The organism is Pseudomonas sp. MRSN 12121 (genome assembly GCF_000931465.1).
GTDB lineage: Bacteria > Pseudomonadota > Gammaproteobacteria > Pseudomonadales > Pseudomonadaceae > Aquipseudomonas.
On record NZ_CP010892.1, the window covers coordinates 3,882,685 to 3,897,033 of the forward strand.

Here is a 14,349-nt window from a genome sequence, read left to right on the forward strand (position 1 = left end):
TGATGGGCCTCCCCGCCCGGCCGGCCACCGCTGTCGCGCCGGCCTCATCTCACGCACAAGGATTTCGTACATGAGCTATCGCATCCTCGGCCATTCCGGGCTGCACGTGTCCTCCCTGACCCTCGGCACCATGATGTTCGGCGAACAGACCAGTACCGAGGATTCCCTGCGCATCATCGACAAGGCCTGGGACCAGGGCGTCAATTTCATCGACACCGCCGACGTCTATACCGGCGGCCGCTCCGAAGAGATCGTCGGCGAAGCCATCGCCAGCCGCCGCGACCATTGGGTGCTGGCGACCAAGGCCGGCTTCGGCCCCGCCGACGGCGTGCCCAACCGCAGCGGCCTGAGCCGCAAGCACCTGTTCAATGCCATCGACGCCAGCCTGGACCGCCTGGGCACCGACTATGTCGACATCTACTACCTGCACCGCGAAGACCACAACACCCCGCTGGAGGTCACGGTCTCGGCCATCGGCGACCTGCTGCGCCAGGGCAAGATCCGCTACTGGGGCCTGTCCAACTACCGTGGTTGGCGCATCGCCGAGGTGATCCGCGTTGCCGAGCGGCTCGGCGTCGACCGGCCGGTGATCAGCCAGCCGCTGTACAACATCGTCAACCGCCAGGCCGAGACCGAGCAGATCACCGCGGCCCGGGCCTACGGGCTGGGCGTGGTGCCCTACAGCCCGCTGGCCCGCGGCGTGCTCAGCGGCAAGTACGCGCCGGATGTCGCCCCCGACAGCAGCAGCCGCGCCGGGCGCCAGGACAAGCGCATCCTGGAAACCGAATGGCGGGTCGAGTCGTTGCGCATCGCCCAGCAGATCCAGCAGTACACCCAGCAGCGCGGGGTCGGCATCGTCGAGTTCGCCATCGCCTGGGTACTGAACAATGCCGCCGTCAGCTCGGCCATTGTCGGCCCGCGCACCGAAGAGCAATGGGATGCCTACACCAAGGCGCTGGACGTGAAGATCACCGCCGAGGACGAGGCCTTCGTCGATTCGCTGGTCACCCCGGGACACGCCTCGACCCCGGGCTTCAACGATGTCAGCCACTTCGTCTCCGGCCGCACGCCGCGCTGACTCCGCCGATGGCGGCCCCCTTCCACGGGCCGCCCACGGCTATAGCCGCCCTCAACGCTGGCAAACAGGATATTTTCCCGTAACCGACGCCAAATCCGAGTAAACGTCTCGCGCCAAACCCTCTATATTCCCCGCAGTTTTCTCCCCACCCCATTTGCCTGGTTCAGGTCGCACGAGGACAGCGTGTCTAAAGGTATTGCTCTATCGGTTCTGGCGTCGGTGCTGTTTGCCGTCATGTACTTCTACACCTCCTTGCTCGCACCGCTGACCGGGGTGGAAATCTTCGGCTGGCGCATGCTGCTCACCGCCCCCTGCATGACCGTGTTCATGCTGGTGAGCGGCGAGTGGCGGCATGTCGGCCGCATTCTGGCGCGGTTGCTGGGCCAGCCGCTTCTGCTGCTGGCCCTGCCGCTGTCCGCGGCGTTGCTGGGGGTGCAGTTGTGGCTGTTCATGTGGGCGCCCTTGAACGGCTACAGCCTGGATGTGTCGCTGGGTTATTTCCTGTTGCCGCTGACCATGGTCCTGACCGGGCGCCTGGTCTATGGCGAACAGCTGTCGCGCCTGCAGAAGATCGCCACCGCCCTGGCGACCCTGGGGGTGCTCAACGAGCTGTACCAGATGGGCAGTTTTTCCTGGGCGACCTTGCTGGTGGCCATCGGTTACCCGGTCTATTTCGTGCTGCGCAAGCGCCTGGCCGCCGACAACCTGGGCGGCCTGTGGCTCGACATGGCCCTGCTGCTGCCGATCGCGCTGTGGTTCGTGCAAAGCGGCGACCAGGGTTTTGCCGTGGTCGACCAGCATCCGTGGCTGTACCTGCTGATTCCCCTGCTGGGCCTGATCAGTGCCTCGGCACTGGTGGCCTATATCATCGCCAGCCGCCTGCTGCCCTTCAGCCTGTTCGGCTTGTTGAGCTATGTCGAACCGGTGCTGCTGTTGGCCGTGGCCCTGCTGCTGGGCGAAAGCATCCAGGCCGGAGAATGGCTGACCTACCTGCCGATCTGGCTGGCGGTGCTGGTGCTGGTCTACGAAGGGTTCAAGCACCTGCTGCGCCAGCGCAGAAGCTGAGCGCAACCGCCTTTCGTAGGAGCGAGGCTTGCCCGCGATAGAGACGACGCGGTGCAGCAGGTGATACGCGTCCATTTATCGCGGGCAAGCCTCGCTCCTACAGAGGAGAGGATGGGATAGAAGGCTCAGGGCTTGATTTGCTTCAGCTCGTTGAGCAGCGCCAGCAAGGCCTGCATCTTCTCCTCGCCGAACTGCTGCTGGATACGCTGGTAGTTGATTTCCATGTCGCCGCTCATGGATTCGAAACAGGCCTCGCCCTTTTCGGTCAGGGTGATGAACAGGCGGCGCTGGTCCTCGGGGGATTTGCGCCGGCTGACGTACTCGTCCCGCTCAAGGCGGGTCAGCACCCCGGTCATGCTCGGCGGCAGGATGCAGGCCATTTTCGCCAACTGGTGGCTTTCCAGTTCGCCGTTCTGGCGCAGGATGCGGATCACCCGCCATTGCTGCTCGGTCAGGTCGTGCTGGTTGAGGGACGGGCGGAAAAACGCCATGGCCGCTTCGCGGGCCTGAAGCAGGGTCAATGTCAGGGAAGGTCTTGGGTTGGTCATGTGCAGGGTCGTTCACCGGGCTGGATGGCGCCGCCGGGCGCCGCGAGAAACAAACATTAACACATTCACTATCGCCAACCGACAGGCAAAACAAAGCCCGGTCGAGGGCGACCCCGACCGGGCTGGTGCGTCAGGCAGGCTGCGGCTTACTCGGTGGTGAGCACGCCGCGACGGACTTGGTCGCGTTCGATCGATTCGAACAGTGCCTTGAAGTTGCCCTCGCCGAAACCATCGTCGCCTTTACGCTGGATGAATTCGAAGAACACCGGGCCCATCAGGGTTTCCGAGAAGATCTGCAGCAGCAGGCGCTTGTCGCCCTGCTCCGAGGAGCCGTCCAGCAGGATGCCGCGCGATTGCAGCTCCTTCACCGGCTCGCCGTGGTTCGGCAGGCGGCCTTCGAGCATTTCATAGTAGGTGTCCGGCGGCGCGGTCATGAAGCGCATGCCGATCTTCTTCAGCGCATCCCAGGTCTTGACCAGGTCGTCGGTGAGGAAGGCCACGTGCTGGATGCCCTCGCCGTTGAACTGCATCAGGAACTCTTCGATCTGCCCCGCGCCCTTGGACGACTCTTCGTTCAGCGGGATGCGGATCATGCCGTCGGGAGCGGTCATGGCCTTGGAGGTCAGGCCGGTGTATTCGCCCTTGATGTCGAAGTAGCGGATCTCGCGGAAGTTGAACAGCTTCTCGTAGAAGCCGGCCCAATAGGCCATGCGCCCGCGGTACACGTTGTGGGTCAGGTGGTCGATGATCTTCAGGCCAGCACCCTGCGGGTGGCGGTCCACGCCTTCGAGGTAGACGAAGTCGATGTCATAGATCGAGCTGCCCTCGCCGAAACGGTCGATCAGGTACAGCGGCGCGCCGCCGATGCCCTTGATTGCCGGCAGGTGCAGCTCCATCGGGCCGGTTTCGATATGGATCGGCTGGGCGCCGAGTTCCAGGGCACGCTTGTAGGCCTTTTGCGAATCCTTGACGCGGAACGCCATGCCGCACACCGACGGGCCGTGCTCGGCCGCGAAGTACGAGGCGATGCTGTTGGGTTCGTTGTTGAGGATCAGGTTGATCGCGCCCTGACGATACAGATGCACGTCCTTGGAGCGGTGGGTCGCGACTTTGGTGAAACCCATGATCTCGAAGATCGGCTCGAGGGTATTGGGGGTGGGCGATGCGAATTCGATGAATTCAAAGCCCATCAGGCCCATCGGGTTTTCGAAGATATCTGCCATGGTTGGCGCCTCATCATATTTTTTAGAGTGAACAGCTGGAGTTGACGAAATCGTCAGTTGCTGGGGCTGATGAGAGCCGGTGGCGCACAGGAAATACCCCGCACGCTGCGCGCGAGGAAATCACCATAAATCAGTTTGAACCCGAGAATCTTCATGTCGACCCTGTCTTACCGGCTGGAGGGCGAGGCTTCTGCTGCCAGAAGACTTTATTATTGTATGCGTAACCAGATTCTACACAGCGTAAAACTGTTTGTCCGCATTCTCTATAAAATCCGCTTTTTTCCAGGGCTCGCAAGGGGTTTGTTGCACTGGTAGATGCCCCAGAGGATCAGCACGCCGCCCAGGCCCATGGCCAGGCTCAGGCGCTCGTCCAGCAGCAGCGCACCGAGCAGCACCGCAGTCAGCGGATTGAGCGCGATAAACACCCCCGAGCGGGTGGCGCCGATCTGGCGCAGGCCGTCGTAATACCAGATATAGGCCAGGGCCGAGCCCAACACGCCGAGATACAGCAGGCTCAGGCCCTGCTCCAGGCCCAGGCCGCTCAAGGCCTCGAGGCGTAGCTCGCCGCGCAGCGCGGTGGCGCCCCAGAGCATGGCGGTGCCCAGCAGGATCGAATAGGTCACGGTCTGCAAGGAACCCAGCGTGCGGTTCAGATTCCGCGAAAACAACGAATAGACGCCCCAGCCCAGCACACAGCCGAAAATCAGCACGTCGCCGCGCCAGCCACCGGCGCCGCTCGCCAGGGCCCCCGGATCGCGGCTGAGAATCACCACCGCCGCGCCCAGCAGGCACAGGACGATGCCCAACAGGCGGACGCCCCCCAGGCGCTCCTTGAACAGCGCCCAGGACGCCAGGGCGATGACCGCCGGGTTCAGGGCGACAATCAGCGAGGCCCGGGACGCATTGATCGACTGCAGCCCTTCGAAGAAACACAGGTTGTAAAAAAAGATCCCGAAAAAACCCAGCACGCTCAGTTGCGCAAGCTGCGCCAGGCTGGGGCGTACCGGGGCGATCCGCGCGATCGCCATGAACAGCAGCAAGGCCAGGCTGGCCAGGAGAAAGCGCAGGCTGGCGGCCAGCAATGGCGCCAGGCTGCCCGCCAGCAGGCGCCCGGCGACGAAGGTGCCGCCCCAGATCATGGTGACCGCGGCCAGCTTGCAATACACCGGCACAGCAGACGGCCCGGCACAGATTTGATCGACGGTTTTCATAAGGTCCGACACACGGCTAGAGGAATGTTCGGGTATTCTTCGGCTAATGTCCGATCATCGTAAAATGAGCTTTTACTCATGACCTTGAGCCAACTGCAGATCTTTTCCCTGGTGGCCGAGTTGCGCGGCTTCACCAGCGCCGCCAGCCGCCTGGGCATCAGCCAGTCCGCGGTGTCCCACGCGCTCAAGGGCCTGGAGCAGGAGCTGGGTGTGGAGTTGATCCGGCGTCATCAGTCGCTGGTGGAGCTCACCGATATCGGCCAGCAATTGTTGCTGCGGGCCCGGGCGATCCTCGGCCTGGCCGCCACCATGGAGCAGGAAGCCGCCGACGCACGCGGCATGAAACGTGGCACCTTGCGTATCGGCTCGTTTGGCCCGACCTCGTCGATGAAGCTGCTGCCGGCGATCCTCCAGCGCTTTCGCCAGGCCCATCCCGGGATCGAGGTGCACATCGACGAGGGGCCCGACCGGCAAGTGTTGCAATGGCTGGAGGAACGGCGCATCGACATTGGTTTCGTGGTGCTGCCCCAGGAACGCTTCGACTGTATCGCCCTGGTGGAAGACCAGATGGTGGCGCTGGTTCCCAGCCAGCACGCCCTGGCCGACCAGGACTCGGTGAGCCTCGCCGAGCTGTGCAACGACCCGTTCATCCTCACTGAAGCAGGCTCCGCCGAGCTGGTTTCCCGCCTGTTCCTCGCCGCCAGGCTGAGCCCCAACATCCGCTACCGCAGTTCGCAACTGCTCAGCACCCTGGAGAGCGTGGCCCGCGGCGATGGGCTGACCCTGGTGGCCCAGTTGTCGCTGCCCGAGCCCGGCGACCCGCGTTACCGGGTCAAGGCGCTTGCGCCTGCAGCGCGCCGCCAGGTGGGCCTGGCCGTACTGGACCGGCGGCAGTCGTCGCCGGCGACCCTGGCCTTTATCGAGCTGGCCCGGAGCCTGTACCGCGGTGGCTGAGCGCAACCCGGGGGCAACGGCTATCCTGCCCATGATCCTGGCGTCGCCCGGCCCGCTCCCGCACCGGCCAGCGGCTTCGCAAAACGCTCCGTCCCCCCGCCCGCCACAGGTTGCCCCTCCATGCCATTGACTGCCAAAGGCCCGTTGAAACGCTCCACCCGCAACCTGCTGACGCTGCTGATCGGTTTGCTGCCGGTGGCCCTGGGCGTGCTGATCCTTTATATGCAGGCCGAGCGCGTGCTAATGCGCAGCAGCCAGGAAACCGCCGAGGAAGCGATCCGCCAGTTCGACCTGATGCTCGACAACACCGATATCGCCGCCCGGGCGCTGCTGGCCCAGGTCGGGCAACCCTGCGACGAGAGCAGGCAACTGGCGCTGCGCGAACAGGTCACGCGCCGCCCCTTTGTGCGTTCGACCAACCTGGTATGGCGCAACGACAACTATTGCAGCTCGCTGCTCGGCCAGTCCTCGTTCGTGCTCGACCCGGCCGACTATGTCGACGGTAAGCTGTGGCTGATGAATGGCAACCCGGTCACCCCCAACACCGCGTTGCTGGTCTATCGCCTGCAGGACGGCGAGCGTGCCGCCCTGGCGACCATCGACGGGTATCACCTGAGCAATGCCTTGCGCCTGATCAGCCGCTTTGCCGAGTTGCAACTGCAAGTGGGGCCCTATTGGCTGGCCGATGATGGCCAGGTGCATGAATCCGTCGCCCCTCCCCCTGCGGTCGCCCCTTACCGGATGGCTTCCTCGCGTTATCCCTACAGCGTCAACGCAGGGTTCGCCGAAGGCGATGTCTGGCGCTACATGAAGTCGCAGTACCCTGCCCTGTTCAGCCTGCTGATCTTCTTCGGGGCGCTGGCGGCGGTCCTGGGCCATTGGCTGCAAAAGCGCTCGTCGTCCCCCAGCCGCGAACTGCAACGCGCCCTGGAAGCCGCGGAGTTCATTCCATACTTTCAGCCCGTGGTGCGTGGCGACAGCAAACAGTGGGCCGGCATCGAGGTGCTGATGCGCTGGCAACACCCCCGCGAAGGCCTGGTGCGCCCGGACCTGTTCATTCCCTTCGCCGAGCATTCCGGCCTGATCGTGCCCATGACCCGCTCGCTGATGCGGCAGACCGGCCTGCTGCTGGCGCCTCACGCCCGGACCTTCATCGACGACTTTCACATCGGCATCAACATCACCGCCAGCCATTGTCACGACATGGCGTTGCTCGACGATTGCCGGGAGTTTCTCGGCCTGTTTCCGCCGGGCAAGGTGCGGCTGGTCCTGGAACTGACCGAGCGCGAGCTGGTGGAGCCCAGTGCAATCACCCATACCTTGTTCGAAGAACTGCACAAGTTGGGGGTGATGATCGCCATCGACGACTTCGGCACCGGCCATTCCAGCCTCGCTTACTTGCGCAAGTTCAATGTCGATTATCTGAAGATCGACCAGAGTTTCGTCGCTATGATCGGCGTCGACGCCCTGTCCCGCCACATACTCGACAGCATCATCGAACTGTCGGGCAAACTCGAACTGGGCATAGTCGCCGAAGGCGTGGAAACCCTCGAACAGCAGGATTACCTGGCCGCCCACGGGGTCGACTTCCTGCAGGGCTACTTGTTCGGCAGGCCGATGCCCGGCGAAGAGTTCCTGCAGGCGCTGCTGCGCCATTAAATAGCCATATCTGCGGAAGATTATTGAACTGGAAAATTGTTTCATGCCCCAATTTGAATCAGAAGATGACAAATTGCGGGCATCAACAACAACGTGATTTACTTGCGCCAGATTAACTACTACAATTTTTCTTGCCTGTACAAGATTCGCAGGTGGGCCATTATAATCGAGTCATTCTAAGGCTCTTGGCTTATAGCTTTGTTTGCGGTTGGTATCAGCCAAATACACTATTGGAGTAAAGATATTGTCCAGACTCGCTGAATTTCGTGCAGCAGAAAAGGCCCTTCAAGAACAGCTCGCCCAGCTGGAGTCCCTGAAGAACGACGCCGGACTCAAGAAGGAAATCGAGTTCGAGGAAAAGCTCCAGGCCCTGATGAAGACCTATGGCAAGAGCCTGCGCGACATTATCGCCATTCTCGATCCAAACCCGGGCAAGTCCGCCCTGCCACTGGCCAACGCGCCGAAAACCCGTCGTGCCCGCGTGGTCAAGGTTTATCAGAACCCGCATACCGGCGAACTGATCGAAACCAAAGGCGGTAATCATCGCGGCCTGAAGGCCTGGAAAGAACAGTACGGCGCCGCCACTGTGGATTCCTGGCTACGCGGTTAACAATTGCCGTATATAAAAGACCCTGCCCATGCAGGGTCTTTATTTTTTAGCCCCTGGTATTTGTCTGATCCTTGCTCAAGTTGTTGCCCGCTCGTCACACAGATTGCCTGAGCGGCAATAAACATCCGCCTGAGTTGCCGCCGCGCGTGCCATTTCGATAACTTAGCAGCGGCTTCATGCAACACTTGCCCGCGCGATCCACCGGCCCCATTAAAGTTTCAGGCTACTTCGCAGGCCGCGGATTTCCTCCTGACTTTCGGCATAAGCAGCAGCCTGTCCGGCATAAGACAATACATAGGCCTTATCGCCATCGACGGCCGCCACCAATGTTTGCGACAACACATGGCGACCGTTCTCGGTAATGGTGCAAGTGGTTTCCAATGCCGCCAGACGGCTCAATGTTGTCTCATGAATACGTGTACACACACTTTGATAACCACCACGACCAAAGTCCTTCTGCACCGACTTGCGCATTTCCAGCAGGACCGCTTGCAGGTTGACCTGATGCCCGCTTTCCACCTCAGTCCTGGTCAACTCCATGACCATCAGTGGCGCGCCACCCGCGTCGTTCTTCACGCCCCGCTGCCTGAACACCTTGGCCGGCTCCTGGGTCGATGCCGCAGGCAATTCTTCTATCTGCCAGCCACTGGGCCAGGCAATCACCGGATCCTGCGCGCAGGCCAGGGCCGGAAGCAGGAGCCAGGGAGCCAGCAGGCACAGAGTTTTCAACGGTAGGCGCATGGTCATCAACGAATAAGGGACAGGACCCTGAAGTCTGAGGCTGGCAGGAGTATCGGGCAACAGATTCGTAGCTTTGTGTTTGGTGCGCCCCGCCCTCTTGCGTATCATTGCGCGACCGCAACAACGCCCGAGGCCCCGCCGCCGAGGGCCTGCTCGTGAGCACGAGTATCCTTTGCCCCACTTCTTTTCCGGAGGGCCCATGAGCCTGCACGAACTCGATACTTTCCCCGGCGTGACCGCCCAGCCTGACACCGCCACCGCACGCTTCGTGTTCAACCACACCATGCTGCGCGTCAAGGACATCACCCGCTCCCTGGATTTCTACACCCGCGTCCTGGGATTCTCGCTGGTGGAAAAAGGGGTTTGGGGAGCAATGGAACAGAAAGTGCACTTAAGCCCTACCAGCGCCGTTCAGAGCCTTCTTCCCAGGCATCGGCTTCGATAAAGCAGTTGCGCATGTCGGCTTCCTGGCTGATCTCGGTCAGCAAGTCATGCACGGTCTTGTCCAGCTCATCGTCGCTCCGATACGGAATGGCCAGTTCGTAGTTGCCCGACTCCAGCCGTTTCATACTGTAGGGCTCCAAGCAGTAGCGCTCGATATTTTCCTTGGCCCGTTTCCGGCCGCGAACGAACTTGCTGTTGTTCACCACCGCCAGGCGCAGCGTGACGGTGGCCACCTGCTCGGCGGCGGGCTCTGCCGGCGACGCGACATTGCGTTGCTGACCTCGCGGCTGGGCGCTCTTCTGGTGTGCGCCGATCTCAACACCACGATGGCGCAGGTAGCTGTACAGCGTGCTCTTGGAGATGTGTAACTTCTCGCCGATGGCGCTGACGCTCAGGCGGCCCTCGCGGTACAGCGTCTCGGCCGCCATGGAGGTGGCCTCGGCCTTGGCTGGGAGGCCCTTGGGACGGCCACCGATCCGGCCCCGCGCCCGCGCGGCCGACAAACCCGCCTGAGTCCGCTCGCGGATCAGCTCGCGCTCGAACTCGGCCAGCGAGGCAAACAGGTTGAACACCAAGCGACCTTGGGCGTGGGTGGTGTCGATTGGGTCATTCAGGCTCTGCAAGCCGACCTTGCGCTCTGCCAGCTCGCCGACCAGCTCGACCAGGTGTTTGAGGGAGCGCCCGAGGCGATCCAGCTTCCAGATCACCACGGTGTCGCCCGCTCGAACATGGGCTAGCAACTTGTCCAACTCCGGCCGGGCGCTTTTCGCGCCGCTGGCGATGTCTTGATAGATGCGTTCGCACCCGGCCTGTTTCAGGGCATCGACCTGGAGGTCGGCGTTCTGATCCCGAGTGCTCACCCGCGCATAACCGATCTTCATCAAAAGTACCGTTTACTCGACTACGTTAGTAATAGTTGAACTTTGATTAAGCGTACCAGTTATTTGAACCGTAGCGCAGGTAGGTTAACCAGCCGATTCCTGTCCACTTAAAGTTCGGCAAAACGAAGGTTTTTTTGAACCATTGCATAGCCCTTTGTGATTGGCGTATAAACACACAAACACCTACTAGCGGGGAACGCCATGAATACGATTCGCTGGAATGTCGCCGTCTCGGCCGACACCGACCAGTCGCTTCGGATGTTTCTGGCCAGCCAGGGCGGTGGCCGGAAAGGCGACCTGTCGCGCTTCATTGAAGAGGCGGTGCGGGCCCACATCCTGGAACTGACGGCCGAACAGGCCAAGGCCGCTAATGCCCATCTGAGCGAGGCAGAGCTGACCGAAGCGGTTGACGAAGCGCTCGACTGGGCACGTAAGCGCTGATGCGGGTCGTGTTGGATACCAACATCCTGTTCAGCGCACTGATCTCGCCGCATGGCGCGCCCGATGCGATCTACCGTGCCTGGCGGGCGGCGCGTTTCGAGGTAGTGACCTCGCGGATGCAGCTCGATGAAATCCGCCGAGCCAGCCGCTACCCCAAGCTCCAGGCCATCCTTCAGCCCGCCAAAGTGGGAGCCATGATCAATAACCTGCAACGGGCTGTGGTACTGGAGCGTCTGACCATCGAGGTCGAAGCCGATGATCCGGATGACTCGTTTCTGCTGGCCATGGCCCTGGCAGGCGATGCGGACTACCTGGTGACCGGTGATCGCCGCGCCGGCCTGCTGCAACGCGGGCACATCGAACGCACGCGGATTGTCACGCCCGCCGTGTTCTGCGCCGAGGTGCTGTGATCGATGCCGGTCGGTTTTCTGACCCAGGAGCAACGCGACGGTTTTGGCCGCTATGTCGATGCCCCCAGTCGTGAGGAGCTGGAACGCTACTTCCACCTGAGCGACGACGACCACAAAATCCTCCTACCGCTGCGCGGCGAGCACAACCGCCTTGGCTACGCCACCCAACTGACCAGCATCCGCTACCTGGGCACTTTTCCCGACGACTTTTCAGCCGTCCCCCAAGAGGTGCTGCAAGCGCTCAGTCGCCAGTTAGGCATTACCGATCCAACTTGTATCCTGGCCTATGCCGAAACCCGCCAACGTCAACGTCATGCCGCCGAGATTCAGGAGCGTTACGGCTATCGGGTGTTTGCTGATTCCAGCGTCGGCTTTCGACTTGCCCGCTGGCTGTATGCGCTCTGTTGGACAGGGACAGATCGTCCTGGCGAGTTGTTCAATCGGGCGACGACCTGGTTGCTGACGCACAAGGTTTTACTGCCCGGCGTCACCGTTCTGGAACGGTTCATCGCCCAACTGCGCAGCCGGGTCGAAGAACGCCTCTGGCTAACCCTTGGCCGCAGTGTGAGCGAGGCGCAACGGCAGCAGCTACAGGACTTGCTGCTGGTCGCCGAAGGCAACCGCAGTTCCCGGCTGGATCAACTGCGCTCCGGCCCGGTGATGGTCAGTGGCCCCGCACTGATTCGGGCGCTGCGCCGGCTTGATGACGTGCGCGGCATCGGCATCGCCTTGCCAGCGGCGGCGCACATCCCGCCCAGCCGTATCGCGGCCCTGGCTCGCTTCGCCAACACCGCCAAGGTCACGGCGATCAACCGGCTGCCGGCGTCGCGGCGGATGGCGACACTGGTGGCGTTCGCCCTGTGCCTGGAGGCCACCGCGCACGACGACGCCCTGGAGGTCCTGGAAGCGCTGTTACGCGACCTGTTCAGCAACGCGGAGAAGGCCGACAAGAAAGCCCGCATGCGCAGCCTGAAAGACCTGGATCGCTCGGCGGCGACGCTCGCCGCCGCGTGCAAGGTCGTGCTGGACAGCTCAATCAGCGATGACAACGTGCGCGCCCGGCTGTTCAACGACCTGCCGAGGGCCTCGCTGGAGAAAGCCCTGGAAGATGTCAATGCGCTGATCCGCCCGGTTGACGATGTGTATTTTCTCGCCCTGGAGGCGCGCTACCGCAGTGTGCGCCGTTTCCTGCCCGACCTGCTCAAGCACATCCGCTTCGGCTTCAGCCCGGCCGGCAAAGGCGTGGTCGCCGGCCTGGATTGGTTGCAGCTGAACCTGCCCCGCCGGAAACCGGAGGATGACGCGCCGCAGGAGATCGTGGCCAAGGCTTGGCAGAAGCACATTACCCGCGAGGATGGCTCCCTCGACATGGGCGCCTATGTGTTCTGCACGCTCGATGCGCTGCGCACGGCCCTGCGCCGGCGCGACGTGTTCGTCTCGCCCAGTTGGCGCTATGCCGACCCGCGTCTCGGCCTGCTCGACGGTGCCGAATGGCTGGCGGCGCGGCCGATCATCTGCCGCTCGCTGGGCCTGACCATTGACGCCGGCACCACCTTGGATGCGCTGAGCGCCGAGTTGGATGCGACCTGGCAGGCGGTCGCGGCCCGCCTACCCGACAACCCCGCGATCCAGCTGAGCGAGAACGCCGAGGGCAAGACCGAGCTCTCGCTCGGCACACTGGACAAGCTGGAGGAGCCGAACTCGCTGCTGCAACTGCGAGCAGCCGTGGCTGATCTGATGCCGCGTGTCGATCTGCCGGAAATCCTCTTGGAAATCGCCGCTCGCACCGGCTTCGCCGAGGCCTTCACCCATGTGTCCGAGCGCAATGCGCGGGCCGACAACCTGGTCACCAGCCTCTGCGCGGTGCTGCTGGGTGGGGCCTGCAACACCGGCCTGGAGCCGCTGATCCGCACCGACAATCAGGCGCTACGCCGCGACCGGCTGTCCTGGGTCAGCCAGAACTATATCCGTGACGACACGCTGTCAGTGGCAAACGCCATTCTGGTGGGGGCGCAGAGCCAACTGGAGCTGGCCCAGGTCTGGGGCGGCGGCGAGGTCGCCTCCGCCGATGGCATGCGCTTCGTGGTACCGGTGCGCACCGTGCATGCTGGCCCCAACCCGAAGTATTTCGGCACCGGCCGGGGCGTCACCTGGTACAACTTGATTTCCGATCAGTTCTCCGGCCTCAACGCCATCACCGTGCCCGGCACCCTGCGCGACAGCCTGGTGCTGCTGGCCGTGGTGCTGGAACAGCAGACCGAGTTGCAGCCGACGCAGATCATGACCGACACCGGGGCCTACAGCGATGTGGTGTTTGGGCTGTTCCGCCTGCTCGGCTACCACTTCAGCCCGCGCCTGGCCGACGTCGGCGGTACCCGTTTCTGGCGCACGCGCCCGGAGGCGGATTACGGCAAACTCAACGGCCTGGCCCGGCAGTCGGTCAAGCTCGATCTGATCGCCGAGCACTGGGACGACCTGCTACGCCTGGCCGGCTCGCTCAAGCTCGGCCGAGTGCCGGCCACCGGCATCATGCGCACCCTGCAAACAGGGGATCGTCCCACCCGCCTGGCCCAGGCGCTGGCTGAGTTCGGTCGCATCGAGAAGACCTTGCACACCCTGACCTACATCGACGACGAGTCCAAGCGCCGCGCCACCCTGACCCAGCTGAACCGGGGCGAAGGCCGCCACAGCCTGGCCCGCGCCGTGTTCCACGGCAAACGCGGCGAGCTGCGCCAGCGCTACCGCGAAGGCCAGGAGGACCAGCTCGGCGCCCTCGGCCTGGTGGTGAACATCATCGTGCTGTGGAACACCCTCTACATGACGGCGGCCGTAGAACGGCTCAGGCAGCACGGCTACCCGGTGCTGGAGGAGGATGTCGCGCGGCTCTCGCCACTGATCCACGAGCACATCAACATGCTGGGCCGTTACTCCTTCGCGGTGCCGGAAGAGGTTACCCGCGGCGAACTGCGGCCGCTGCGCAATCCGGACGACGACCAGTAGGTGTAACGGCCTGGGTTCGAAATCGGCCGGGCACCGCACTCGATGCCACTTCCAGCTCAGACGGATTGCGACTGACGGAGTCCT

At 62.9% G+C, this 14,349-nt stretch carries 13 protein-coding genes and 1 pseudogene; 9 read left to right on the forward strand and 5 right to left on the reverse strand.

Annotated elements, in window-relative coordinates:
- Positions 1 to 70 precede the first annotated feature (70 nt).
- Positions 71 to 1,078: an aldo/keto reductase gene (locus TO66_RS17465; protein WP_044463473.1), complete on the forward strand. Its 1,008-nt coding sequence runs from the start codon at positions 71 to 73 to the stop codon at positions 1,076 to 1,078.
- Positions 1,079 to 1,261: 183 nt separating this feature from the next.
- Complete coding sequence (gene rarD, locus TO66_RS17470; RefSeq protein WP_044463474.1) at positions 1,262 to 2,143, forward strand: EamA family transporter RarD; 882 nt, start codon at positions 1,262 to 1,264, stop codon at positions 2,141 to 2,143.
- 125 nt (positions 2,144 to 2,268) lie between these two features.
- Here rarD and hpaR read toward each other — a convergent pair whose 3' ends face one another.
- The 3 genes from hpaR to TO66_RS17485 form a co-directional block, all read right to left on the reverse strand.
- Entirely contained in the window at positions 2,269 to 2,691 is a 423-nt protein-coding gene (hpaR, locus tag TO66_RS17475) for a homoprotocatechuate degradation operon regulator HpaR (RefSeq protein ID WP_007921772.1), read from the reverse strand.
- Between the two features lie 146 nt (positions 2,692 to 2,837).
- Positions 2,838 to 3,914, reverse strand: coding sequence for a 4-hydroxyphenylpyruvate dioxygenase (hppD, locus tag TO66_RS17480; RefSeq protein WP_044463475.1), 1,077 nt, complete (start codon positions 3,912 to 3,914; stop codon positions 2,838 to 2,840).
- A 263-nt stretch (positions 3,915 to 4,177) separates the two neighbouring features.
- Entirely contained in the window at positions 4,178 to 5,125 is a 948-nt protein-coding gene (locus TO66_RS17485) for a DMT family transporter (RefSeq protein WP_044463476.1), read from the reverse strand.
- A 78-nt stretch (positions 5,126 to 5,203) separates the two neighbouring features.
- On the opposite strand from TO66_RS17485, the gene TO66_RS17490 reads away from it, so the two are divergent.
- The 3 genes from TO66_RS17490 (at position 5,204) to TO66_RS17500 (ending at position 8,348) form a co-directional block, all read left to right on the forward strand.
- Complete coding sequence (locus TO66_RS17490) at positions 5,204 to 6,079, forward strand: LysR family transcriptional regulator (RefSeq protein WP_044463477.1); 876 nt, start codon at positions 5,204 to 5,206, stop codon at positions 6,077 to 6,079.
- 120 nt (positions 6,080 to 6,199) lie between these two features.
- Positions 6,200 to 7,738: an EAL domain-containing protein gene (locus TO66_RS17495; protein ID WP_044463478.1), complete on the forward strand. Its 1,539-nt coding sequence runs from the start codon at positions 6,200 to 6,202 to the stop codon at positions 7,736 to 7,738.
- 244 nt (positions 7,739 to 7,982) lie between these two features.
- Entirely contained in the window at positions 7,983 to 8,348 is a 366-nt protein-coding gene (locus TO66_RS17500; RefSeq protein ID WP_044463479.1) for a histone-like nucleoid-structuring protein, MvaT/MvaU family, read from the forward strand.
- A gap of 210 nt (positions 8,349 to 8,558) precedes the next feature.
- Here the strand turns inward: TO66_RS17500 and TO66_RS17505 are convergent, their stop codons facing one another.
- Positions 8,559 to 9,089 (reverse strand): DUF4946 domain-containing protein, encoded by a 531-nt coding sequence (locus tag TO66_RS17505; RefSeq protein WP_044463480.1) that lies wholly within the window; start codon positions 9,087 to 9,089, stop codon positions 8,559 to 8,561.
- Between the two features lie 199 nt (positions 9,090 to 9,288).
- Here TO66_RS17505 and TO66_RS34310 point away from each other — a divergent pair.
- Positions 9,289 to 9,447, forward strand: a pseudogene (locus TO66_RS34310) (VOC family protein); the annotation flags it as partial.
- A 40-nt stretch (positions 9,448 to 9,487) separates the two neighbouring features.
- Here TO66_RS34310 and TO66_RS17515 read toward each other — a convergent pair.
- Entirely contained in the window at positions 9,488 to 10,414 is a 927-nt protein-coding gene (locus TO66_RS17515) for a recombinase family protein (protein WP_004574516.1), read from the reverse strand.
- Between the two features lie 201 nt (positions 10,415 to 10,615).
- On the opposite strand from TO66_RS17515, the gene TO66_RS17520 reads away from it, so the two are divergent.
- Genes TO66_RS17520 through TO66_RS17530 form a run of 3 tightly spaced genes read left to right on the forward strand, consistent with a single transcriptional unit; the run spans position 10,616 to position 14,265 of the window.
- Complete coding sequence (locus TO66_RS17520; protein ID WP_004574517.1) at positions 10,616 to 10,855, forward strand: ribbon-helix-helix domain-containing protein; 240 nt, start codon at positions 10,616 to 10,618, stop codon at positions 10,853 to 10,855.
- Positions 10,855 to 11,265: a putative toxin-antitoxin system toxin component, PIN family gene (locus TO66_RS17525; RefSeq protein WP_004574518.1), complete on the forward strand. Its 411-nt coding sequence runs from the start codon at positions 10,855 to 10,857 to the stop codon at positions 11,263 to 11,265. Before TO66_RS17520 ends, TO66_RS17525 begins: the two co-directional genes overlap by 1 nt.
- Positions 11,266 to 11,268: 3 nt before the next feature.
- Positions 11,269 to 14,265 carry a Tn3 family transposase gene (locus tag TO66_RS17530; protein ID WP_004574519.1) on the forward strand — a complete coding sequence of 999 codons (2,997 nt, stop codon included), beginning with the start codon at positions 11,269 to 11,271 and terminating at the stop codon, positions 14,263 to 14,265.
- Positions 14,266 to 14,349 lie beyond the last annotated feature (84 nt).

Coding starts and splice junctions, on each gene's coding strand:
- TO66_RS17485 (WP_044463476.1), bottom strand. CDS start 5,125: ATGAAAACCGTCGATCAAATCTGTGCCGGGCCGTCTGCTGTGCCGGTG.
- hppD (WP_044463475.1), bottom strand. CDS start 3,914: ATGGCAGATATCTTCGAAAACCCGATGGGCCTGATGGGCTTTGAATTC.
- hpaR (WP_007921772.1), bottom strand. CDS start 2,691: ATGACCAACCCAAGACCTTCCCTGACATTGACCCTGCTTCAGGCCCGC.
- TO66_RS17515 (WP_004574516.1), bottom strand. CDS start 10,414: ATGAAGATCGGTTATGCGCGGGTGAGCACTCGGGATCAGAACGCCGAC.
- TO66_RS17525 (WP_004574518.1), top strand. CDS start 10,855: ATGCGGGTCGTGTTGGATACCAACATCCTGTTCAGCGCACTGATCTCG.
- TO66_RS17490 (WP_044463477.1), top strand. CDS start 5,204: ATGACCTTGAGCCAACTGCAGATCTTTTCCCTGGTGGCCGAGTTGCGC.
- TO66_RS17530 (WP_004574519.1), top strand. CDS start 11,269: ATGCCGGTCGGTTTTCTGACCCAGGAGCAACGCGACGGTTTTGGCCGC.
- TO66_RS17520 (WP_004574517.1), top strand. CDS start 10,616: ATGAATACGATTCGCTGGAATGTCGCCGTCTCGGCCGACACCGACCAG.
- TO66_RS17465 (WP_044463473.1), top strand. CDS start 71: ATGAGCTATCGCATCCTCGGCCATTCCGGGCTGCACGTGTCCTCCCTG.
- TO66_RS17505 (WP_044463480.1), bottom strand. CDS start 9,089: ATGCGCCTACCGTTGAAAACTCTGTGCCTGCTGGCTCCCTGGCTCCTG.
- TO66_RS17495 (WP_044463478.1), top strand. CDS start 6,200: ATGCCATTGACTGCCAAAGGCCCGTTGAAACGCTCCACCCGCAACCTG.